Annotated in this window: 24 protein-coding genes and 1 other RNA gene; 18 read left to right on the top strand and 7 right to left on the bottom strand. The window is 41.7% G+C overall.

Annotation, left to right across the window (positions count from 1 at the left end; all coding sequences use genetic code 11):
* The first annotated feature begins 1 nt into the window (after position 1).
* The 5 genes from A361_RS14190 (at position 2) to A361_RS31470 (ending at position 5320) form a co-directional block, all read left to right on the top strand.
* Positions 2-1309, top strand: a complete 1308-nt coding sequence (locus A361_RS14190; protein WP_019381335.1) for a four-carbon acid sugar kinase family protein — start codon at positions 2-4, stop codon at positions 1307-1309.
* On the top strand, positions 1296-2303 hold the full coding sequence (pdxA, locus tag A361_RS14185) for a 4-hydroxythreonine-4-phosphate dehydrogenase PdxA (RefSeq protein ID WP_009334305.1): 1008 nt from the start codon (positions 1296-1298) through the stop codon (positions 2301-2303). The genes A361_RS14190 and pdxA overlap by 14 nt, the downstream gene beginning before the upstream one ends.
* A gap of 133 nt (positions 2304-2436) precedes the next feature.
* Positions 2437-3696, top strand: a complete 1260-nt coding sequence (locus tag A361_RS14180; protein ID WP_009334306.1) for an ATP-binding protein — start codon at positions 2437-2439, stop codon at positions 3694-3696.
* A gap of 101 nt (positions 3697-3797) precedes the next feature.
* Positions 3798-4877, top strand: coding sequence for a hypothetical protein (locus A361_RS14175; protein ID WP_009334307.1), 1080 nt, complete (start codon positions 3798-3800; stop codon positions 4875-4877).
* 350 nt (positions 4878-5227) lie between these two features.
* The gene (locus tag A361_RS31470; protein WP_019381338.1) at positions 5228-5320 is read left to right on the top strand and encodes a putative holin-like toxin; all 93 of its coding nucleotides are present in this window, start codon (positions 5228-5230) and stop codon (positions 5318-5320) included.
* 31 nt (positions 5321-5351) lie between these two features.
* On the opposite strand, the gene A361_RS14170 is transcribed toward A361_RS31470, so the two are convergent.
* The 3 genes from A361_RS14170 to A361_RS29410 all read right to left on the bottom strand — a co-directional run bounded on the left by A361_RS14170 (position 5352) and on the right by A361_RS29410 (position 6230).
* Complete coding sequence (locus tag A361_RS14170) at positions 5352-5678, bottom strand: redoxin domain-containing protein (RefSeq protein WP_226280775.1); 327 nt, start codon at positions 5676-5678, stop codon at positions 5352-5354.
* A gap of 18 nt (positions 5679-5696) precedes the next feature.
* Entirely contained in the window at positions 5697-5864 is a 168-nt protein-coding gene (locus tag A361_RS30510; RefSeq protein WP_009334309.1) for a hypothetical protein, read from the bottom strand.
* Between the two features lie 192 nt (positions 5865-6056).
* Positions 6057-6230, bottom strand: coding sequence for an aspartyl-phosphate phosphatase Spo0E family protein (locus A361_RS29410; RefSeq protein ID WP_009334310.1), 174 nt, complete (start codon positions 6228-6230; stop codon positions 6057-6059).
* 276 nt (positions 6231-6506) lie between these two features.
* Between A361_RS29410 and A361_RS14165 the strand changes: the two genes are divergently transcribed.
* From A361_RS14165 to A361_RS14145, 5 genes are all read left to right on the top strand, one after another.
* On the top strand, positions 6507-7346 hold the full coding sequence (locus tag A361_RS14165) for a glycerophosphodiester phosphodiesterase (RefSeq protein ID WP_372675461.1): 840 nt from the start codon (positions 6507-6509) through the stop codon (positions 7344-7346).
* A 366-nt stretch (positions 7347-7712) separates the two neighbouring features.
* A complete protein-coding gene (locus tag A361_RS14160; RefSeq protein ID WP_019381339.1) occupies positions 7713-8975 on the top strand; it encodes an OFA family MFS transporter in 1263 nt (420 codons plus the stop codon).
* Between the two features lie 260 nt (positions 8976-9235).
* Positions 9236-11596 (top strand): FdhF/YdeP family oxidoreductase, encoded by a 2361-nt coding sequence (locus A361_RS14155; RefSeq protein WP_009334313.1) that lies wholly within the window; start codon positions 9236-9238, stop codon positions 11594-11596.
* Between the two features lie 959 nt (positions 11597-12555).
* Positions 12556-13437 (top strand): LysM peptidoglycan-binding domain-containing protein, encoded by an 882-nt coding sequence (locus A361_RS14150; protein WP_009334314.1) that lies wholly within the window; start codon positions 12556-12558, stop codon positions 13435-13437.
* 107 nt (positions 13438-13544) lie between these two features.
* Positions 13545-14054 (top strand): hypothetical protein, encoded by a 510-nt coding sequence (locus A361_RS14145; RefSeq protein ID WP_019381340.1) that lies wholly within the window; start codon positions 13545-13547, stop codon positions 14052-14054.
* Between the two features lie 45 nt (positions 14055-14099).
* Here the strand turns inward: A361_RS14145 and A361_RS14140 are convergent, their stop codons facing one another.
* A complete protein-coding gene (locus A361_RS14140) occupies positions 14100-14576 on the bottom strand; it encodes a CBO0543 family protein (protein ID WP_019381341.1) in 477 nt (158 codons plus the stop codon).
* A gap of 192 nt (positions 14577-14768) precedes the next feature.
* Between A361_RS14140 and ssrS the strand changes: the two genes are divergently transcribed.
* A non-coding RNA gene (gene ssrS, locus A361_RS14135) (6S RNA) lies at positions 14769-14964 on the top strand.
* A gap of 93 nt (positions 14965-15057) precedes the next feature.
* Positions 15058-15768, top strand: coding sequence for a polysaccharide deacetylase family protein (locus A361_RS14130; protein WP_019381343.1), 711 nt, complete (start codon positions 15058-15060; stop codon positions 15766-15768).
* 30 nt (positions 15769-15798) lie between these two features.
* Here the strand turns inward: A361_RS14130 and A361_RS14125 are convergent, their stop codons facing one another.
* Positions 15799-16074 (bottom strand): YqhV family protein, encoded by a 276-nt coding sequence (locus tag A361_RS14125; protein ID WP_009334318.1) that lies wholly within the window; start codon positions 16072-16074, stop codon positions 15799-15801.
* Positions 16075-16418: 344 nt separating this feature from the next.
* Here A361_RS14125 and A361_RS14120 point away from each other — a divergent pair, with 344 nt between their 5' ends.
* Complete coding sequence (locus A361_RS14120; RefSeq protein WP_019381344.1) at positions 16419-17117, top strand: class I SAM-dependent methyltransferase; 699 nt, start codon at positions 16419-16421, stop codon at positions 17115-17117.
* Between the two features lie 24 nt (positions 17118-17141).
* Entirely contained in the window at positions 17142-17663 is a 522-nt protein-coding gene (locus A361_RS14115) for a GrpB family protein (protein WP_009334320.1), read from the top strand.
* A gap of 9 nt (positions 17664-17672) precedes the next feature.
* Here A361_RS14115 and A361_RS30235 read toward each other — a convergent pair whose 3' ends face one another.
* Both A361_RS30235 and A361_RS14110 read right to left on the bottom strand, forming a co-directional pair.
* Positions 17673-17870, bottom strand: a complete 198-nt coding sequence (locus tag A361_RS30235; protein ID WP_162272004.1) for a hypothetical protein — start codon at positions 17868-17870, stop codon at positions 17673-17675.
* Positions 17871-17972: 102 nt separating this feature from the next.
* Positions 17973-18704, bottom strand: coding sequence for a GntR family transcriptional regulator (locus A361_RS14110; protein ID WP_019381345.1), 732 nt, complete (start codon positions 18702-18704; stop codon positions 17973-17975).
* A gap of 285 nt (positions 18705-18989) precedes the next feature.
* Here A361_RS14110 and A361_RS14105 point away from each other — a divergent pair, with 285 nt between their 5' ends.
* Genes A361_RS14105 through A361_RS14090 form a run of 4 tightly spaced genes read left to right on the top strand, consistent with a single transcriptional unit; the run spans position 18990 to position 22295 of the window.
* Positions 18990-19295: a PTS sugar transporter subunit IIB gene (locus A361_RS14105; RefSeq protein ID WP_009334322.1), complete on the top strand. Its 306-nt coding sequence runs from the start codon at positions 18990-18992 to the stop codon at positions 19293-19295.
* 2 nt (positions 19296-19297) lie between these two features.
* Positions 19298-20632 carry a PTS sugar transporter subunit IIC gene (locus tag A361_RS14100; RefSeq protein ID WP_019381346.1) on the top strand — a complete coding sequence of 445 codons (1335 nt, stop codon included), beginning with the start codon at positions 19298-19300 and terminating at the stop codon, positions 20630-20632.
* Between the two features lie 12 nt (positions 20633-20644).
* On the top strand, positions 20645-20959 hold the full coding sequence (locus tag A361_RS14095) for a PTS lactose/cellobiose transporter subunit IIA (RefSeq protein WP_009334324.1): 315 nt from the start codon (positions 20645-20647) through the stop codon (positions 20957-20959).
* Positions 20960-20972: 13 nt separating this feature from the next.
* Positions 20973-22295 (top strand): 6-phospho-beta-glucosidase, encoded by a 1323-nt coding sequence (locus tag A361_RS14090; protein ID WP_009334325.1) that lies wholly within the window; start codon positions 20973-20975, stop codon positions 22293-22295.
* Positions 22296-22555: the final 260 nt, after the last annotated feature.

The following is a 22555-nucleotide window of genomic DNA, read 5'->3' as shown; positions in this document are numbered from 1 at the left end:
TGTGTTTGAAAAATTTGGCATTATTGCGGATGATTTGACTGGTGCTAATGATTCAGGAGTGCAGCTGGCGAAAAAAGGGCTGACTGCCACTGTTATGATGGATTATACCGGGAAAAACATTCAATCTGACCCTGATGTCTTAATTGTTGATACTGATAGCCGTGCAAAAACACAAGAAGAAGCATATGAAGCAGTGGAAAAAGCTGCTTCTCTTCTTTTTGAAAAAGGCTATGCTCATGTCTATAAAAAAGTAGATTCAACTTTAAGAGGAAATATAGCAGCTGAACTGGCAGCGCTTGAAGGGGTATATCGCCCGGAAATCATTGTTATTGCCCCTGCTTTTCCAAAAATGAATCGTACAACGGTATCTGGACATCATTATGTAAATGGTAAACTGATTACAGAAACAGAGTTTGGAAGGGATCCAAAGACACCTGTAACGGAAAGCTTTCTTCCTCGCTTGTTAAATAAGAATGCAGGAAAAGATATTGCATTGCTTGATCTGGAATTGATCCGGGGAGAGAAAGCAGATATTCTTGAATTCATTGAAAGAGCTGTTGCGGCGGGGAAAACCTGGATTGTTTGCGACAGTGAAAGGGAAGAGGATCTGCAGGTAATTGCCGAGATTTTCACAAGCGTTCAGAAAAAAACGATTTGGACTGGCTCTGGTGCTCTAGTTGAATATTTACCAGATGCTCTAAAGCTTAGATCTCATCATGAAAATGATCATGAGGAGAATAACATCAGGAAAACACTCACAGTTTCAGGGAGTCTGTCACAGGTTACAAAAAAACAGCTTACCCGGATTAGAGAACTTGATCAATCTTATTTTGCAGAAATCAATCCTGTCCAATTGGTTAATCAGACAGTGGATCTTGAAGAAGTCATTGAAGAAATTGGACAAAACCAGGATAATAGCCATTTTGTTGTTTATGTGGATTCTTCAGATCAGAACCGGGATGCAGCCCGTATAGCGGGAGAAGCAATAGGATTATCAGGAAAGCAGATTGGTGAAAGGATTGCCATGGGACTAGGGCAAATTGCAAACAGACTTGTAAATAAGTTCCCGGAACTCGACGGCTTGATTTTAACAGGCGGAGACATTGCAAAAGCTGCTTGTTCAGAATTGGGTATTCAGGAAATGGAGCTCCATACAGAAATAGAACCGGGTCTCCCTTTTGGCCGATTGCGCAGCAAAGAAAGAAGCTATTGGGCTGTTACAAAAGCAGGGGGATTCGGAAATGAGCAATCCCTGGCTAACGCAATACATTATATGACAAGAAAGGTTGAGTGCAATGAGTCAAACTAAACCAGTAGTAGGCATTACAATGGGGGATGCAGCGGGTGTAGGGCCGGAAATTATTTTAAAAAGCCTGGCAGAGGCTGAAATGTATGAAATAAGCAACCCGCTTGTCATTGGTGATAGAAAAATTTTAGAACGGGCCAAATCATTTGTTGACAGCGGGCTTATTATTGAAACAGTAACGGCAGAGCAGATAAACGAGATCCCTTTTAAGCATGGAGTAGTACATTGCCTTGATTTGGACCTGTTGCCGGAAGACCTTCCCATTGGCCAGGTATCTCCTGAAGCTGGAGACGCAGCATTTCAATATTTGGCTAAAGCGATCGAAATGGCAAAAGAAAATCGAATTGATGCGATCTGCACTGCACCTTTAAACAAGGAAGCCTTGCAAAAGGGCGGCCATATGTATCCAGGCCATACAGAAATTTTAGCGGATTTGACCGATACAAAAGATTATTCCATGATGCTATCTGCACCAAACTTAAGGGTTATTCATGTGACAACACATGTCGGAATTATTGATGCAGTTAAAATGATCAATCCTGAAAGAGTGTACCACGTGCTGAAGCTAGCCCATGACACATTGAAAAAAGCAGGCATTGAATCACCTAAAATTGCTGTTTGCGGAATCAATCCTCATGCAGGCGAAAATGGATTATTCGGGTATGGCGAAGAGGAAGAAAAAGTCATTCCTGGAGTGGAAAAAGCACAGGCAGAGGGGATTAATGCTGTAGGGCCGCTGCCGGCTGACACATTATTTTTCAGAGCTGTCCGCGGCGATTTTGACATTGTCGTAGCCATGTATCATGATCAGGGTCATGGGCCAGTTAAAGTATTAGGGCTGGATGCCGGGGTTAATATCACCGTCGGCCTTCCCATCATTCGTACAAGCGTTGATCATGGTACAGCCTTCGATATTGCCGGAAAAGGCATAGCTGACGAGAAAAGCTTAATGGAAGCCATGCGTCAGGCAGTAGAGCTTGCACCGAAGAAAAAATAGCCAGATTTTAACCTGCTCGGGTCCCCGGGCGGGTTTTTTTATAGAATTTAATAGATAAATTTTTTTGAAAATGATATCGTTAACCTCACAATTGATGCTAAAATAATAGAAAAAACACAAAAAAGAGGAATATATGAGTAAACGGACAGGTCAAATTTCACTTGTGCTTATTTCGGTTTTATTTACCTCATATCAAACCATTTTCTCGCAGGAAACGTTTTTTACTTTTGATTTTATTCTATTTACCTGTATTGCCTGGTTTGTCGGCTGGCAGTTTGACAAAAGCAGGTACTACGCAGAAAAAGCGCGGGCCAGCGAGAAGAGCCACAAATTGCTTCTGGAATCACTGCCGGTTTCCGTGCTCATACATAAGGACTTTGAAATTTTGTATGCAAACTCGACTGCAGTTGCCGAATTGTCGTCATCAGATAAAGGTGCATTAATTGGCAGGTCGCTGCTTGACTTTATAGAGTTGGACTATATGGGACGTTTGCAGGAGCGTTATCAGTACATTAAGTCAGAGAAGCAGCTTTTAAACAATATAGAATATAAAATAAAACGTTTTGATGGAACCACTAGATTTTTTGAAGTTTCATCACTTTATGTTGAATTTGAAGGGAAAGAGGCCATACTCTCAATTGGAACTGATATTTCTGATAAAAAAGAGGAACAGGAAAAGCTCCTGCAGAAATCAGAAAAGCTGGCACTTCTTGGCCAAATGGCAGCTGGAATCGCTCATGAAATCCGTAATCCTCTTACTTCGATCAAAGGGTTTGTTCAGCTCTTCAAGTCAAATAGCCAGAAAGATGAATACTTTGACATTGTACTTTCAGAATTGGACCGCATAAATGGAATCGTCGGCGAATTTTTAGTGCTTGCAAAGCCGACTGCAGACATTTTCGAAAAGCAGGACCTTACTAAATTAATCAACGAAGTGATTCTTTTGAGCAGCACCCAATCCGTATTAAACAATGTCGAAATAGCAGCAGAAAATAATCTTCACGCCCCAATGATTCATTGTGAAAAGAACCAGCTGAAACAAGTATTCCTCAACATTATTAAGAATGCCATTGAAGCAATGCCAGGCGGAGGAGAGTTAAACATTAAAGTGTTTAAAAAGTCCGGCAACACTATTTCCATTCAATTCATCGATCAGGGTGTTGGCATATCAGAAGACCGGATTTCAAGTCTGGGGGAACCTTTTTATACGACAAAGGAAAAAGGAACAGGGCTGGGACTGATGATTTGCTACAAAATTATCGAAAACCATAATGGCCGCTTAATAGTCGAAAGTAAAGTTGGGGAAGGCACCAAGATTGAGATAGAACTCCCCTATGAAGGGGATTCGATACATGCAGAAGATGATCAAAACGGAAACATCGTTTTAATTTAAATGGTGGAGCGGGACCTGACAGTGCATGAAAATGTGCTGTTTTTTTATTATCCGCAGCGCATGCATAGGATGTTATAATTATAATAAAATCCATTCTAACGGTGATTATAGTGTTTTATTTCATTTTGCTGGGCCTTTTGTTTATAGGGGCTGTTTTCGTTATCATTCGTAAAAAAATAAATATTAATACTGCTGCAATGGCGGCTGTGATGGCGTTTGGCATTGTGACACAGGGTGTTTTACTGAATTTCTTCGGTTTGTCCTTCTTTTTGGGGAGCATCGGCAAGATTATCAGCATAGCAGATATAGCCTTATGGATGGCCATCTTAGTTTCGATCGGCATGACCATTTATAAAGGAGAGTTTAAGAAGCTGCATTACATTAATCCAATTAACCGTTTCGGCATTGGAACCTGGGTGGCCGGCACGTCGATTTGCGGAATCATGTTCTGCAAGCAATTTGGAGCAGGTGCAGAAGTCCAGGCGCTGGCCATTCTGAATGCGGGATTATGGATTATTTATATTGGGATTAGTTTAATAGGCTTCAAAGAGCTCAAGGATACATCTATTGGTCAGCAGACGCATGGAGTTTTGCTGCTGACGGCGGTCAGCACACAATCTCTTGTTCTCCTTTTCAATACTGTCTTTGCAGATGTACCTGGATTTCTGAATGCCGCTCTTATTTTTTTAGGGCTGCTTTTTTACTTCATTAGTGCGTGGTTTATTCTTAAACGTTATGCCATACGCGGCTGGAACATTGCGAAAGATTGGAATAATACCAATTGTATTTTTCACGGTGCCCTGTCCATCAGCGGGCTCGCCATGTTCAAATCCGGCCTTGTAACCCAACAGGCGGCTGCGTGGTTTTGGCTTGCCGTTTTCCTGGTTTTCATTGTGGTGGAGATTATTGAAATAGCAAGGGCGATTTGCCGCAGTCTAATATATGGCTTGAAGGAAGGCATCTTCACATACGATGTGACACAGTGGAGCCGAATCTTCACTTTTGCGATGTTCTTTACGTTTACCTTTTTCATAGAAACCCCGGTACAGGCAGTAATATTGAATACAGGCGTTTGGATCATTTTAATGTTATTGATCATTGAATTATATTTAAGTGTTGATTCAATTAGAAGAAAACATGTCCGGATTCCGTTGACATCCAGAAAGGAAAGGTCGGTATAAGAGCTAAACGCACATAAATTTTTCTATCCGCAAGTAAAAATCGCTTATCCGCAAATAAATTTTTCTATCCGCAAGTAAAAATCCCTTATCCGCACATAAATTTGGAAAGCATATGTAAATTCAAGCTTTTCACAAATAAATCTGATAAAAACGCGCATTAAGATAGGGCAACTTTCGAGGCAAGCATAAGAAAATAGCGGCTTTTCACAAAAAAAGAGCCAGTCACATGCAATTTTGCAATGCGGCTGGCTCTTTTTAGGCCTTTTGGACGGATTTTCAAATGGGCACTTATCCTGAGTATAGGACAAGTTTGGTTCCGGGAAGGCTGAAGATAAGGAGGCGATGTATAAATGGGTACCTTTGAAGTGTTGTCTTTGATGATCAGTTTCGGTATGTTTGTTATCGCCATGCTCCAGTTCACAAATAGAGACAGGGATTCATAAACACGCTCTCAAGCGTGTTTTTTTTTCGTCTTTATTTGGAAAGCCCCTCATATTCTTTCTTAATATCTTCTGCGGTTTTATCGATTTCTTCTCCCCAATGGTCATTGACCTTGTTGAACACAATATTGCCTTTTGTATCCATTAAAGCGTAGCCTCTATAGGCTGATTCGCCATTTTTCATATCAGCCCTTTCAATGAGCTGCATTTCAGGGTCTGACACAAATGGGAGGCTGTGTCCCATTTTTTCTTCAAGAGCATTATACAGCTCAAGCTGCTGCTCAGGCTGATCATTGCTTACGATGTACACGTTGACGTCCAAGCCTTCTAATTTATCCATATTCTGATGCAACTCGACCAGTTGCTGCTGACAGAGTCCTCAGGTGTATGTAGTGATAAAGAAGAAAACACTTGGCTTGTCCTGCGGGAAGGTAACTTCATTACCGGTCTGGTCCTTTAAGGTGATCGCTTCCTGTGCCTGATCTTTACCGCAGGCTGTCAGAACAAGAAGGACGATTCCTAATAAAATCATGAATTTTTTCTTCATAAGATCTCCAATTCCTAATAGTTGTTATCCATATCATTATGGCTATATTTTTAGCTTTTCTCAATAAAAATGCTTAAGTGAACGGATGTTTTTCTACGATTAAGCGTCAATCATAAAACAAACACACCCTTTTTATAAGAGTGTGCGTTTTATGGAATATTTATTACTTTTGAGGTAATAACCGGGGATGTTCTAATGGATGAATTTGCTTCGCTGCACTTTATAAATGAGCTTATCGAGCTCCTCTGAGTACATAAGCGTTTCAGGGTGTGACAATCCCTTTCTTTTTCCAACAGAAATCATCTTTTTGCGCAGGGCATCGATGTCATGATGAAGTTTTTTTATAGCAGTCGAAGGTGTGGTCATTGATTCGGCTCCTAATCAGGGGATGAAATACTATATTCTATTATCGACAAATTAAACCGCAAATAAACAGATTCGACAAAACTTATAAAAAGATTACAAGTTTCTACAATATGGATTTTCTAGTGAAAGAGACCTATTCCGAAATGCTTGTATTAATATTCCTGTAATCTATTATTCTTCCAGATTTTACATCGAATTATCACAGGGTTAATATTTCGTCCCTATTCTTAATATGTAAACCATTATAGATAGGGGACGGAGACTTTGAAGAAGAGAATGATTTCTGTTATTGGTGCAGCAGTTATTGGGCTAAATGCGTTTGGAGGAGGTGCGGCATTGGCAAAAGATATACATAAGGACATTGTAAATGTTTCACATCGCGGAGCTTCTGCTTATGCACCTGAGCATACCATCGCTTCATATGACATGGGCGAGAAATTGCATGGGGATTATATTGAAATTGATTTGCAGATGACAAAGGATGGTCATCTCATTGCGATGCATGATGTGACGCTTGACCGGACGACTAATGGTACAGGGTCCGTAAAGGATTACACTTTAAACGAAATAAAGCAGCTTGATGCAGGCAGCTGGTTCAACGAAAAGTACCCGTATGCATCAAAAGCGGAATACGAAGGCTTAAAGGTGCCGACACTTGAAGAGGTTTTCAAGAAATTTGGAAAAAACAACAGCTACTACATTGAAACAAAATCACCGGATGTTTATCCTGGCATGGAAAAAGAACTGCTTCGACTGGTTGATAAGTATAAGATTAATAAAGAGAAACTGCTTGTCCAATCTTTTAGCTCTCAAAGTCTTAAAGTGATGAATGAATTGGACCCCTCCATTAAGCTGGTTCAATTAATCTCTTATAAAGCAAACGCAGAAATTACCGAGGCAGAGATTAAGGAAATCAAGCAGTATGCAATGGGCATCGGTCCTAATCATACGTATCTAAATGAGGAATATGTGCAAAAGGTTGTGAACAGCGGCCTTGAACTGCACCCGTATACTGTCAACGACAAGGAAAGAATGAAGCAGCTGATTAATTGGGGAGTAACCGGCATGTTCACAAACCATCCGGATCTGCTGCATGATGTAAAAAAAGGGAGATAAATAGAAAGAACTCCGGGAATCGTTTCCGGAGTTATTTTGTATAATAACCAACACTGCCATAGTGAAAAATTGCTAAAAAGGGCTTGAACATGTTATTTCAAAGTGATATGATTTTTAATAGTTCAAAAATCTGTCACATTTTGATTTGAGATAGCGAACCTGTCGTCGGTTAAAATGTCATCAGATTCCATTTTGATTAACAGTTGGTCCTTTAGGCAGCGAATCCTGCTTGATACTAACCGTCAATCCTGCTTCCGCATACCCAAATTCGGGAATGCGGGAGAGATTGACGGTTTTTTTATTTCAAGAAACAATCCTGTAACCGCTTTAAAAAGCAGGATACGAGCATTATGAGGGGGAAAAAGAGTGAAAAAGACAAAAAATCGGTGGCTGATTGCCGCCTCGGCCGTAGGGATTCATATCTCAATCGGTTCGGTTTACGCTTGGAGCAACTTTACCAATCCATTGATTGAGCAGTTTGGCTGGACATCAAAGGAGGTACAGCTGACCTTCAGTTTGGCGATTCTATTTTTGGGGTTGTCAGCCGCATTCCTTGGCCACTTTGTTGAAAAGCATGGTCCCAAAAAGGCTGGCCTTCTGGCAGCAGGATTCTTTGGAGCCGGCATGCTTGGTGCCGGTTTGGCAGTAAATATGGGATCATTGCCATTTTTGTACATAACCTACGGTGTTCTTGGGGGTATTGGTTTGGGAGTCGGCTATATTGCACCGGTCTCTACACTCGTAAAATGGTTCCCGGACCGCCGCGGATTCGCAACCGGCCTTGCCATCATGGGATTTGGCTTCGCTGCAGCGGTAGCGAGCCCGGTCATGGATGGACTGATTAAATCTGTTGGGACAGCTAACACGTTCTTTATTTTAGGAGCAGCTTACTTAATCATCATGACATTATCATCTTTATATTTAGAAAGACCGCCTGCCGATTGGGCACCTGAAGGCATGAAAGAAAAAGCTGCAGCCGGAAAAATCAAAATCAAACAGGATTTGGCACAGTTAACGGCGAATGAAGCAGTAAAGACATCCCGGTTTTATTATTTATGGATCATGCTATTCATTAATGTAACTTGTGGTATTGCGATTCTGTCAGCTGCAAAGCCGCTGGCACAGGAAAGCATAGGCCTGACAACGGCAGAAGCAGCCACGCTTGTCGGCGTACTCGGCATCTTTAATGGACTTGGCCGTCTGGCATGGGCATCCATTTCTGATTATATCGGTCGCCCAAACACGTATACGATTTTCTTTGTATCACAGATTGCCCTATTCCTGCTGCTGCCGATAACAAAAGAAGCCATTCTTTTCCAGATTATGCTGGCCATTGTGTACACCATGTATGGCGGCGGATTCTCATCCATCCCGGCATTTATCGGTGACGTTTTCGGAACAAAGCAGCTTGGCGCCATTCACGGCTACATTCTTACAGCATGGGCTGCCGCAGGACTTGCTGGTCCAATGTTCGCAGCGTGGATGAAGGATTCAACAGGAAGCTATGCTTCAAGTCTAACTAGCTTTGCAGGACTTTTTGTGATTGCACTCATTGTGTCAATCCTGATCCGTTTTGATATTAAAAAATTGCGCAAGCAATATGAAGCAAGTGAGCGTATGGCAGGTTAAATTTAATAAAAACAGCATGGAAAAGCATTCAGCCCCGCTTCCGCTTTTCTATTGGTATGGCACTTGGCAGCGAACCTGCTAAAGACTAACCGCCGCAGAAATCAGCAACTATTAATTAGAGGCTTTTTGCGGTGGTTTTTTATGAAAAAAGGGCAAATTTATTCCATTTACCCATATACAATAATAAATGCTATTTGAACATTGGAAATTAAGAGATTCAGGATCTCTATTAAATAGAAAAAATCAAGGGAGTGTTTCAGGTGGGAAAAACAAAACATCCAGGACCTCAGAATAAAAAGGCAATGCCGGATCCGAAGCATTGGGTGAGCCCAATTCCATTTGGTCTTGGTAAAATAAAGCCGAAACATATGAGGGATACAGCAAAAATCCTATGGGAAAACAAAGATAATATTGGGTATGCCGCAAATATTTTAACGAAAGGTGTGTGTGACGGATGTGCCCTTGGCGTTTCCGGTCTTTATGACCAGACACTTAAGGGGCCGCACGTATGTACAACAAGGTTAAATGTCCTTCGTTTGAATACTGCCGGAGCAATCAAACCGGAAATTCTGCATGCCGATATCGATGAGCTGCGCAAATATGACAGCACCGAGCTTCGTAAATTGGGCCGCATTCCTTATCCAATGATCCGCAGAAAAGGAGAGCGCACATTCTCCCGGATTACTTGGGATGATGCCATGAACATGATTGCTGAAAAAATGAAGGTGCTCGATCCTAAACAGTATGCGTTCTACCTGACTAGCAGGGGAATTACGAATGAATCTTATTATGTGGCCGGCAAAGTTGCCCGCTTCCTTGGAACGAATCACATCGATAATGCGAGCCGCATTTGCCATTCGCCTTCTAAAACCGCTTTAAAGCGTTCCATTGGAGTAGGAGCTTCCACAGCCAACTATCTTGACTGGATCGGAACGGATGTCCTGTTATTCTGGGGCAGTGTGGCATCAAACAGCTCGCCTGTTTCATCCAAATATATGCTTGAAGCGAAGAAGAACGGCACAAAAATTATCGTCGTCAATCCATACAGAGAGCCGGCAATGGACAAATATTGGATTCCGTCAAATCCTGAATCTGCTTTGTTCGGCACAAAAATTGCAGATGATTTTTATCAGGTAAATATCGGCGGAGATATTGCCTTTATGCACGGGATCATGAAACACTGGTTTGAAATGGAGAAAGCGGAGCGCGGTTCTGCCATCAATCATAAGTTTGTGAACGAGCATGTAAATGGATATGAAGATTTGAAAAAGAAAGTAAAAGAGCAGTCATGGGAAGAGATTATTAAATCTTCTGGTGTAAGCAAAGAGCGTATCATCGAGCTTGCTGAACTGCTTGCGAACAGCAAAAATGCCGTCTATGCCTGGGCTCTTGGCCTGACCATGCATTCTTTTGCGACTGATAACATCTCACAGGTTGCCAATCTTGCGCTGCTTCGCGGTCATCTGGGCCGAAAGCATAATGGGCTTATGCCATTCCGCGGACATTCATCTGTGCAGGGAAGCGGTGAAATGGGGGCAGATCCATTCGTATTGCCTGGCGGTGACTTTTACGGAGACAATTTTACCCGCATTCAAAATCTTTGGGGATTCGAGCTTGAGAAATGGCAGGGTGATATTGTCGGGGTGACACTGGAGAATATCCTGCTTCCAGAAGACCATGAACGGAAAATCAAGCTTTACTATCTTTCAGGCGGCAACTTCCTTGAGACAATGCCAGATCCTGATTTTATTGAAAAAGCTCTATCTGAACTGGATATCCGTGTTCACCAGGATATTATTTTAAATACGTCTACACTGGTTGATGCGAAAGAAGCGGTCATCGTTCTTCCTGCTAAAACCAGGTACGAGCAAGAGGGCGGCGGTACGTCCACTTCAACGGAACGCATGGTGTATTTCAGTCCGGAAATTGAAGGGAATAAAAATAAAATTGAAGAGGCACGCGAGGAGTGGAAGATCTACATTGATCTTGCCAAACGTGTAAAGCCTGAAACTGCTCATCTCGTTGAATTTAAAAATGCACAGCAAATCCGTGATGAAATTGCTGTGGCTAACCCTAGTTATGATGGCATCCAGCATCTGAAAAAAGCAGGAGATGTCTTCCAGTGGGGCGGAGCATGGTTATGCGAGGATGGCATCTGCCCTACTCCGGATGGGAAAGGCACACTTATTACTGTGGATATTCCAGACCTTGGAAAGAAGGAAGGGCAATTCATTGTAACGTCACGCCGCGGGAAGCAGTTTAATTCCATGGTCTATAAAGAGGTGGACCCGCTGAATGGAGCCGGACGATATGATGTATTAATGAACGCAGAAGATGGAAAGGACTTAAGCATTGCAGAAGGTGAAGGGATCGTCCTATACAATGGATTCGGTGTATTTCAGGGAAGAGCCAAATTCGTCGACATCGCCCGCGGCAACGTCGAAGTCCACTTCCCGGAAGGAAACTTCCTATTGCCAAGAGGCCGCTACGAAAAATTCGCAGGTATCCCTGACTATAACATCACGGTTACCCTTGAAAAAGCAGACCGCTACAATGCACGCAAAGATGTGGAATATAACGAAAAACACATTGCTGAAGATGAAATAGATGCACCAGCATAAAGGGGAGAGAGATGGCTTAGGGCCATCTCTCTTCTTTGTGTGAAGAGGTGATTTTAAGAGGAGATGGGGATTGAGGGCCAAATTGAATATCTTAATGAAAATGGCAGTTAAACCGAGTGAATAAAGGCGAAAGGGGAAGTGCCTTAGGAAAAATGGTGGTAAATCTGAATGAATAACAACGAAAAGAGAGCTACCTTGAGTAAATGGTAGTTAATCCGGGTGAATAACGACGAAAAGAGAGCTGCCTTAGGAAAAATGGTAGTTAATCCGAGTGAATAAAGCCGAAAAGAGAGCTGTCTTAGGAAAAATGGTAGTTAATCCAGATGAATAACGACCAAAAAGAGAGGCATCAGGAAAAATGGTAGTTAATCCAGATGAATAACGACCAAAAAAGAGAGGCATCAGGAAAAATGGTAGTTAATCCGGGTGAATAACGACGAAAAGAGAGCTGCCATAAAAAAACGGTAGTTAAACCGAATGAATAACGACGAAAGGGAGCTACAATAGGAAAAATGGTAGTTAATCCGAATGAATAACACCGAAAAAAGAGAGGCATCAGGAAAAATGGTAGTTAATCCGGGTGAATAACTACGAAAAGAGAGCTGCCATAGAAAAACGGTACTTAATCCTAATGAATAACGACGAAAAGGGAGCTACCATTGGAAAAATGGTAGTTAATCCTAATGAATGAAGCCGAAAAGAGAGCTGCCATAGGAAAAATGGTAGTTAATCCGAGCGAGTAACGCCTAAAATCGATCGGCCATAGGGAAAATGGTAGTTAATCCGAATGAATAAAGCCGAAAGGAGGCTGCCTTAGAAAAAACGGTAGTTAATCCCAATGATAACGATGAAAAAATGCAGTTAATCTCTAACCACTAATGCTGCCCATTTTCCAAAATAGGCTCGTCATCCTGCGACATCCATTATTTCACTTCGTCATATATAGTGAGGTGAAAATAATGAAGAAAATCAAACAGGCAATTGCAGCAGGAGTCATTTCTCTGGCAGTTATTTTTACAGGGGGAGCAGTATTTGCGGACCACAGCGGAGATAAAGAAATAGCTGTCGTGAAAAAAGGGGACACACTATATTCCCTGGCTAAAAAGCATCATATGAGTGTGGCACAAATTTCGGATCTGAATGATTTAGAAGGTACAACAATCTATCCGGGACAGCGTCTCATTCTATCCGGAGAGGAAGCTGGATATCATAAGATTATTGCCGGTTCTTTCAGCAAAAAAAAGAATGCGGAAAAGCGGGCAGCACTACTAAAGAAAAAAGAGATCCCTGCCGCAATTGGCACCGCTGTCATTGATGGCAAAACCTATTACCGTGTGCAGGCTGGTGCATTTAAAGACAAAAAGAATGCTGTGAAGCAACTGGAGGCAGTCAAAAAGGCAGGAATTAAAGATGCCTTTATTCTTTCGAAAGAAGAACTTCATATTTTTGGCTTAAAACCAGGAGATGCTTTTGCTGAGATAGTATCCAGAATGGGCATGCCAAAAAAGACTGAAACCCAGCTCAATATTAAAAGCCTTTACTATCAGAGTGATGGGGCCGGGCTAAGGGTAACCTTAAATAAGAAAGATGGTACAATAGGCAGTCTAGCTGTATATCCAGAATATTTAAGCCCGCGTATGTTTCCTGCGCTTCCCTTTACCAAGGACGAAGTAGTAAAAATGTACGGTGATTCTGACAAGACAAAAACTGTAACTTGTTACGAATCAGCAAAGTGTGAAGAGTTAACCTACCAGCTTGATCATTTGGAACTCAAAGCCCGGATTGACAGGGATCAAGCCACTGTTCAGTTTCTTGAAATAACCGATCTCAATTATCGATAACCCAATTGGAGGCCTCCTTTAGCCTCCGTTTTTTTTGAAGGAATATTCTTCCTTTTGGAGAATACTTATTTATCTGGGTATTTTTTACCAAATCAGGAGGGAAGGTAATGGAGCAAAAAAAATGGACACCGCTAAAGGAAATGGACGGATCGAATACGCTGGTCTGGGGCGATAAGCCGGAAGTGCTGCCAGAACAGGCATTTATCTCCCTGACAAGAGGGAAAGGACTAAATCTCATTCAACTGTTTATTAATCAGGTGCTGACATTATTGGTAATGAATCAGATGAGAAAAGCGCCTGGTCTTATTTATGCGGAACTAAATGGAGAACTAAAGAAATGGAAGGGAAACGGGCAGACAATGACGGTTTGGGACGGAAAGCTGATGCCTAAATTTCGAAATCGCAATACACATGCTTTTGCGATGAAATTTTTCACATGGATCATCCATCGGAAAAACACTAAAAACTACTATCTTACATACTCTGCAAATGAGACAATCCCTTCCGTTGCTGAAGTGAAAGATATCTTAAGACAGTTCGGCAAGTTTTATGATGGAGGTGTTCTTGCAAGGAAGGCTTCACCACCCGGCTTTGGGGAAGAAAAGAAGTCTTCATAGATAAAATATAAACACAGTTCCCGATTACTTTTTTGGAGCTAGTGTTTATTGGTTTTCCGAAGATTTACGAATTAAACCCATTATTCCTCGTGTCATTAAAAAAGTTGCCATAATGGTTACAAAGCTATAATAGGAATTCCATGATTTCTTATATCTGATAAGCTGTGTATATTTTTCAAGAAAATGTTCAGCCATTGCGGAAGGAGCACTGAAGATCAGGGACTTTAACAAAATCCCCTTAACTCTATTCTTCATGGTTAGCTGATTAAAATAAACACACGTTATCGGGAATATTATATAGCTGAATAGCACGCTGACATCAAAAGTTTTAAACAGATTTACCGGGTATTTTAGATAGCCTTTACGCACTAACAGATTATCTAAAAAGGTGGCAATATAGCTTTTTAAAAAGAATATGATAAGCCATTCCTTCATTGGGGGTTTTCTAATCAAATTAAAGAAAGACATAATTACAAATATAAATAACAAACGCAATAGATTTTTTTCGAATTTTCTTCCCAATTGTTAATCCCCCTTTTACACAACCTATAGTCTTCCTTTATTGTTAAGTTGTTTAACCTGCATTATACGATATTTCCAGAGGTTTCGATTGTAAAAAACCATTATTTTTGTATAGGGGAGTGTTAGCTGGGGTTTTAAAGAGCAGGAAAACATTTCTATTGAAATCATCACTTAATTATTTTATTATAATAAAACAAGCTGCATTGTACGTAATCATACTAAAGTTTTAACCTTTAAGCTGAAATAGGGAGTTTAACATCGGAACAGGAATGACAAGCCTCTGTCTATATGACAAGGAGGACATGCAGGAATGTTTCTGCGGACACCCACTTTGAGGAGTGGTGGTTTAAAACTTTCTTATAACAGTTACGGCAAGAGCGGCTCCATACTTATATTATCAAACCAGTTTCCAATCGGGGGCTGGTTTTTTTATTATATAGAAATTATAATTACCCTGAAACTATAGCTGTCAGGAGGAATTATGAAAAAACTGCTAAAAATCAGCATTTCTATCATTCTGATCTTGGGGATTTGCTTTTTGCTGTTTGAAATTTCCAAGTCAAGGAACTTTCAGTTTTTCGGAGGCCTTGTAAATAAAGCAGAAACAGAGGAAAAAGTGGCAGCATTAACATTTGATGATGGACCAGGCGTCAACACGGAGGAAATATTGGATATTCTGCGGGAAGAAGACATTAAAGCCACTTTTTACCTAACAGGGCAAGAGATTGAGCAACATATGGACGATGCCAAAAGGATTGCGGGAGAAGGGCATGAAATTGGCAATCATTCATATTCTCATACACGGATGGTTCTAAAATCTCCCTCTTTTATTAAAGATGAAATTGAGAAAACAGATGATTTAATCAGGCAGACAGGCTATGAAGGAGAAATTCATTTTCGGCCTCCATACGGAAAAAAACTGTTTTTTCTGCCTTACTACTTATCTAAACATGAGCGTAAGACGATCTTATGGAACGTTGAGCCTGAAAGTCATCCGGAAATAGAAGGGGATGCAAATAAAATCACTGAGCATGTGGCTGAGAATATAGAACCAGGCTCCATCATTCTTCTTCATGTCATGTATGAGAGCCGGGAAGAGTCTTTGAAATCTGTTAAGAAAATTATTTCTTCATTAAAAGAGCAGGGTTACCATATGACTACGGTTTCCGAATTGCTGAAACATCAGAAGTAGAGCTGTCCGTACAGCTCTTTTTTTATTGGATTAGTTGCCTTTTACCCCATAAAGAATGCAGCCGACTCCGCAAAGCACCCATAATATCTTGCTTAGTGAAACTTTATCTGCCATTCCAGTTAATCCGATCACTGTCGTCAAGAGAAGCACAGGCGGTCCAATCAGGGCAAGTGAACTATTCACAACCAGTGCTTTTTCGATATCATTCATTTTTATAATCAATAGTGCAACAAAAATTTCAATACTTCCAGAAATAAGCCGCAGAATCGCCATCCCAAGAATCGCCTTATCAAGAAAAATAAACATCATGTACCTCCTATACCTTCTTGTCAGTCATTATATGTAAGCTGCTCTAAATGAAGGACAGGTTTTGAGAAGAAAGTATTTCATAAATATTACAAAAATGACGAAATAGGAAAGGGTGAAGATCGCCAAATGTGCATAGTGAGCGTTTCCGGGCGTTTTCAAATGTAATAAGACTTAAGTACTTATTAGACTTTTTGTTTTAAAAATACCCCCTTACAGGATCGCTATTTGGAAAAATAATGAAGGGACAGCAGCTCATTTTTGCATAAATAATCTATTTTTAACGGAGCTGTAATCCTTGAATATGAGGGTTTTAGTAAAATAAAGGAAAGGGGGTCATTGCCATGGATAAAGCGATTTTACATATCGACGATTTACTGGAAATGCTGGATGGATTGTTAAGAGAACCAACAGCCTTCTGGGAAAAATTTTATGAAGACCGGGACAAAGAGGTTCCATTTTTCATAGCGAAGGGGCCGGATGAAAACCTATATGAGTATGTTCAAAATGGATTGAGGCCTGGAAAAATCCTTGAGATTGGCTGCGGTCCAGGGAGGAATGCCATTTTTCTGGCGAAGAATGGAGCCCAAGTGGATGCCATTGATTTTTCCAAAAAGGCGATCAAATGGGCCGCTGAAAGAGCAAAGGAAGCACAAGCCGATATAAATTTTAAATGTGTATCTTTTTTTGACTTCCATTTTGAACCTCACACCTATGATCTTATTTATGACAGCGGCATGTTTCATCATCTTCCCCCGCATAGAAGGCTGACATATTTGGAAATAATCAAAGCTGCACTGAAGCCGGGCGGAAAGTTCGGACTTGTTTGCTTTAATACTGATGGCGCGCTTCCTACTCCGGACTGGGAGGTATATCGCAGCGGCAGCTTAAAGGGAGGCATCGGGTATACGGAAGAACGCTTGAAAGCGATCTTTCACAATGACTTTCATTTCATGGAGATTAGAAAAATGAAAAAGATTCTGCAGCCTAGTAATCTATTTGGAGAAGATTTTTTATGGGCCTGCTTAATGAGGCTAAAATAGAACTTTTCAAATTAGGAGGAGATCATGACAAGGATAGTGGCAGTTACTCCATATAATCCCGATTGGCCAACCTTATTTAAAAACGAGGCAGCACTCCTCAAGAAGATTTTTAAAACAGAGATTCTAGACATTCATCATATAGGCAGCACGTCCATTCCAGGTCTGGCAGCAAAGCCGGTCATTGATATAATGCCAATCGTAAATGATATTGAGAAGGTTGATCGCCTTAATACTGAAATGATTTCTCTTGGGTATGAACCACGCGGAGAAAACGGACTGCCTGGCCGGCGGTATTTCGAGAAAGGGGGCAATCAGCGGACCCATCATGTCCATATCTACGAAAAAGGGAATCCTGATATCACCCGGCATCTTGCATTTCGTGATTATTTAAGATTAAACGGCGAAGAAGCAAAACAATATGGAGCTTTAAAAATGGAGTTAGCGAAACAGTACCCCTTTAACATTGAGGCATACATAAAGGGGAAGGAAGCACTGGTGCGGAAAATTGAGATGAAGGCAATAAAGTGGCATGGGGCATTATGCTAAGTGAATCCATTATTCATCTATCAATTTAAAAAAATGAGGACCTATATCTAATCGGACAGCAAAAAGACTAACGGCTGCTTGCTCGTCCGAATCAGGCACACATTCGGACAGCAAAGGCCAAATCGCAGGTGATGGTGTCCGAACAAGGCAGGCATTCGGACAGCAAAGGCCAAAGTCCAGATCACGCTGTCCGAACCAGCTACGCATTCAGACAGCAAAATCCAAATCGCAGATCCCGGTTTCTAAATCAGCTGCGCATTCGGCAGCAACAAGTGTATTCCGGTATTTACAGTATCCTCCGCCAAACTATTATTCATAATTCCGTTCAATAATAAAATGAGCATAGTCCCCGCGGAACATCGTTTTGGAATACTCGATTAAGCTTCCGTCTTCAATATGGGCATATGTTTCAAGAGCGAAACACGGTGTTTCAGGTTTGATTTTTAACAGGTTACTAATTTCCTCTTCCGGAAGTGAAATTTCTAAATGCTCGATTGTCTTTTTGATTTTCAGGTTGTATTGAGTCTGCAGCAAATTGTATAAGGATTTTTCACAGGCCTGCCGGTTCAAGCTGGGGGTCTTTTTCCATGGCAGAAAGGCTTTTTCATATTGAAGCGGCTCGTCATCCGCATATCTGATCCGTTCGAGTACATTAACGGGATCGCCTTCTGACAGCTCAAAGACATCTGCTAAGAAGGGATCGGCAGGGATGACTTCAAGGTTTATTACTTTTATAAGCGGGTTTTTTCCCTGCATCGCCATTTGCTTTGAAAAGTTTTCGACTGTAGAAGTCAGCCGCTGTTTAACTTTATTGCTTGATACAAATGTGCCTCTGCCTTGCTGGCGATAAATATGGCCTTCTGTGCTCAGCTGCTGGAGTGCTGTTCTAATGGTCGTCCGGCTGACCCCATATTTTTCACAAAACTCCGCTTCTGTCGGCAATTTTGTATCCGGTTTGAATGCTCCATTTCGAATAAGTTCAAGAATACTTTCTTTAACCTTCAAGTGCAGGGCACTATCCTCGGTGAAACCGTCTTTCATCCCCGTTCCTCCTACTCTGTTCTTCTTTCTATTATTCCATAAAACATATTGTCATATCAATTCCAAATTAATTTGTAATAACAAATTTTAAAAATGTATTGAAAAATTAATCATTTGTCATTACAATTAATTTCAAGCATAGGATATTGAAGGGGGGTGAGTGACTTCAAAAAAGGAATATTTTTCGATCGAATTAACTGAATAATCTGTTTTATTGATGGTACTATTAGAATAAGCAATCATTCTATTATTTTGAAATCGCTTACACAGAAAAGGGGGTCAATGATGAATATTTTGTTATGCTGTTCGGCAGGAATGTCTACTAGTCTTCTAGTGACTAAAATGCAGGCAAGCGCTGAAAGCCAGGGAATCGACTGTAAAATTTGGGCTGTCGGCAACGGGGAGGTTAGAAATCATATTGATTCGGCAGATGTACTGCTGCTGGGACCGCAGATCCGGTTTATGACCGAGCAATTGAAGAAAGAGGCAGGCGGCAGGATCCCTGTAGCTCCCATAAACCCCATGCATTATGGCTTATGCAATGGAGAGGAAGTATTGAAGCAAGCTATGTCATTAATAAAGGGTGAATAGTGATGATGACGTTTATTGAGAAATATATCATGCCTTATGCTATGAAATTCGGCAATAACAGGCATTTGCTTGCTATCCGGGATGCCTTGATCGGGATGATTGCCATCACGATGGTAGGATCATTTGCTGTTCTGTTTAATAATTTAGGGGAAATCATTAAGCCATATGGAAGACTCATGGAAAGCATTTTCGGCGAATCCTGGAAAACACTGGGCGGAGATATTTGGTGGGGCACGTTTGCTTTCTTGACCATATTCGCCGTTTTTGGCATATCCCACAGGCTTGCCAAATCCTATGGGGATGATGGATTCGAGGCGATGCTGGTTGCCGCAGCCTGCTTCTTCCTCTTAGTCCCTCAGGTAGGCCAGGTGCCGGATACAGAAGGTGTCTGGGGGTTCATTGGCTATGGATACTTTAATGCTACGGCTTTATTTACAGGGATTGTGGTGGCCCTTCTTGCAACAGAAGTATTTATACGTCTGAGTAGGGTAAAAGCCTTTATTATCAGACTCCCGGATGGAGTACCTCCTGCCGTTGCAGGAGCATTTGCCAAATTGGTGCCGGGCATGCTTACGATTTTCATATTTGGAGTGGCAGGCCTTCTGTTCAGAAAAATGACAAATGGGGAATTCTTAAATGACTGGCTAAATGCAACCCTTGTCGCACCTTTGACAAATGCAGCTGATTCCCTGCCATTTGCGATACTTATTGTCTTTTTGGTTCATGGCTTCTGGGCGGTTGGCCTTCATGGGCCTAATATTCTTGGAGGTGTAACAACGCCTTTATTCACATCTCTCGGGACCAAAAATACAGATTTATATGCTCAGGGTGTGGCAGATCTTGATAAATATGCAATTCTGGCAGGTCCATTCCTGGATGCCTTCGTTTATCTCGGCGGGTCTGGAGCAACGCTTGGCCTTATCATTGCCATGTTTATTGCAGGAAGAAAGAGGCACAAGCAAATGCTGGCATTGGGAACACCGCCTGGAATCTTCCAAATCAATGAGCCATTATTATTTGGCCTTCCGATCGTGTTAAATCCAATCTGGCTAATACCGTTTATTTCGGCACCTGTCATTATGACTGTAGTCGCGTATCTGGCGATTAAATGGGGGCTTGTTTATCCGGTCGTTGTGGCAAGCATTCCCTGGGTGACGCCTGCAGGTATTGGCGGCTATCTTGCTACAGGAGGACATATCTCCGGTGCAGTACTGGCACTTGTGAATTTAGCGATTTCCATTGTCATTTATCTTCCATTCGTATATGTAACAGGGAAAATGGATGAAAAGAAACTGAAGCAGGTGCAGCCAGAACAAACACCAACAATTCAAGGTTAGGCGGGTTAATGAATGGATAAAGAAAAGCTTTATCAAATATCATTTCAGCTTATTTTGCACAGCGGGAATGCCAGAAGTCTGGCAATGGAATCCATCCAGAAAGCAAAGGCCGGAAAGTTCGAAGCAGCGGAAGCAAAAATCCGGGAAGCCGAGGAGGAGTTTGTGCTGGCACACAGACATCAAACTGAGTTAATTCAGGGGGAGGCTTCCGGAGCTCAATTCGATCTGCCGATAATTCTTGTCCATGCACAGGATCATTTGATGAATGCACTGACTATTAAAGACATGGCACAGGAATTTATCGACTTATACAAGAAACTTGACTAAGAGAGGTAAACGAATGGCACAGCAACCAGATAGTATAAAAATAGCCGTAATAGGCGGAGGTTCAAGCTATACACCTGAATTGATTGAAGGCTTTATCAAAAGACATCAGGAATTGCCTGTCAGGGAAATTTGGCTTGTAGATGTGGAGGAAGGAAGAAAAAAGCTCGAGATTGTCGGGCAATTAGCGAAGCGGATGGTTGAAAAAGCAGGGGTTCCCATACAGATTGAGCTTACTTTAGATAGAAAAAAAGCACTTATGAATGCCGATTTTGTTACAACCCAATTCCGTGTCGGGCTATTGGATGCAAGAGCAAAGGACGAGAGAATTCCGCTGAAATATGGAGTGCTGGGCCAGGAAACCAATGGCCCGGGAGGATTTTTTAAGGCACTCAGAACCATTCCAGTCATTATGGAGATCTGCCGTGAAATAGAAGAATTGTGCCCAAACGCATGGCTTATCAATTTTACCAATCCGGCAGGAATGATCACAGAAGCAGTCCTGCGATACAGCAAAATCAAAAAAGTGGTTGGTTTATGCAATGTACCCATTGGGATGGAGATGGGGGCAGCCCAATTAATGAATGTGGATCACAGCAGAGTAAGAATTGACTTTGCGGGTCTCAACCACCTTGTATACGGTCTTGACGTCTATGTCGATGGAGTGAGCGTCAAGGAAGATCTGCTGAAAAAGCTTACGGACAAAGAACAATCGATCACGATGAAAAACATCCATGCGATGGGATGGGAACCGGAATTTTTGCAGGCATTGAATGTGCTTCCTTGTCCTTACCACAATTATTACTATAAAACACGTGAAATGGTGGAAGAAGAAGTAAAGGCAGCATCAGAAGGCGGAACTCGGGCTGAAGTAGTTAAAAAGCTGGAGGAAGAGCTCTTCCTGTTATATCAGAATCCAGATCTTGCTGAAAAGCCGCCGCAGCTGGAAAAAAGGGGAGGGGCTTACTACAGTGATGCAGCATGCAGGCTGATTCATTCCATCTATACTGATAAAAGGGATATACAGCCGGTTAACACCCGAAATAATTGCGCCATTGCAGGCATTCCGTCTGAATCAGCTGTTGAGGTCAGCTGCATGATAACGAAAGACGGACCAAAGCCGTTAGCCGTCGGAGAACTCCCAGTTTCAGTCAGGGGACTGGTTCAATCAATTAAATCCTTTGAAAGGGTGACCATAGAAGCCGCCCTGACTGGTGATTACAATACTGCTCTTCTAGCGCTGACAATCAATCCGCTGGTGGGTTCCGACAGGATAGCTAAAAAGATACTGGATGAAATGCTCGAAGCCCATCGTACCTACTTGCCGCAATTTCAATAAATTAGACGCAATCAGGCCCCGAAAGCGCAAAAAAGCAAGGGTCAGACGCAAATGACATAAATATCGGCGCAATAAAGAAACAGAACAGCGCAATTAAAGCAAATCAAGACGCAATCAGATCCCGAAAGCGAAAAAAGCAAGGGTCAGACGCAAATGACATAAATATCGGCGCAATAAAGAAACAGAACAGCGCAATTAAAGCAAAAAAGACGCAATCAGGTCCAGAGAGCGCAAAAATGCAACGGTCAGACGCAAATGAC

Origin of the sequence: Cytobacillus oceanisediminis 2691 (assembly GCF_000294775.2) — a bacterium.
In the GTDB taxonomy this organism is placed as follows: Bacteria; Bacillota; Bacilli; order Bacillales; family Cytobacillaceae; genus Cytobacillus; species Cytobacillus pseudoceanisediminis.
Note: the sequence above shows the minus strand (reverse complement) of the source record. Positions and strands in the feature narration are given on the sequence as shown.